The sequence below is a fragment of the Massilia hydrophila genome, assembly GCF_020208145.1.
Lineage (GTDB): Bacteria > Pseudomonadota > Gammaproteobacteria > Burkholderiales > Burkholderiaceae_D > Telluria > Telluria hydrophila.
Genome location: NZ_JAHYBX010000032.1, coordinates 1 through 640, shown reverse-complemented (window position 1 = coordinate 640; position 640 = coordinate 1). Strand labels below are relative to the sequence as shown.

Genomic DNA, 640 nt, shown 5'->3' with positions numbered 1-640 from the left:
GGCCAAACCTGTATGATTGCCCTCTTCGGTTAACGAGGATATTTCGTCTGTATTCTCATTGATAATCCGAATACCATTATATTTTGTACCTACCCAAAATATACCTGGACTAACCTCCAAAACCGCCTGAAACCGTTGATTAATCTTATTATTTACCGATTTCTCTTTGAAGTAAGTCCTTAGCACCTTTAAGCTATTTCCATCTTTCGATGCGGCTTGCATGAGTACAATGGCATCATCGGTACAAAACCATAATCGCTTGCGGCGATCCTCATACATGGTTCGAAAATTACGATAGTATTCTTTTCCCTGGCTTCTTTCAACGGTAATCTCATTGAAGACCAATTCCGCTTCAGGATGCCGGCCCTCTTTAATCTTGTACAAGCCTATATTTGTCGCAATCCAAATCTTACCGTTGGAATCCTGAAAAATCTGGTGAACGTTGACATCCATTTTCCCACTGCTGCTCTCTACCGTAGGTAATGGTATACGGATAAAATTGTCTGATTCTCGATTGTATAAGTTCAGACCTGTCATTGTCCCTATCCAAAGCCGCCTTTTGTTATCTTCCGTAATCGCTTGAATAAAGTTGTGCTCTAAGGAAAGGCTATCTTGCGGATTACTGCGATAAATCGTAAAC

Annotated in this window: 1 protein-coding gene; it reads right to left on the bottom strand. The window is 40.8% G+C overall.

Annotated features, from left to right (window positions below):
- Nucleotides 1-640 (bottom strand): two-component regulator propeller domain-containing protein (locus tag LE190_RS22205; RefSeq protein ID WP_225240597.1); only part of this gene is annotated, 640 nt, incomplete at both ends.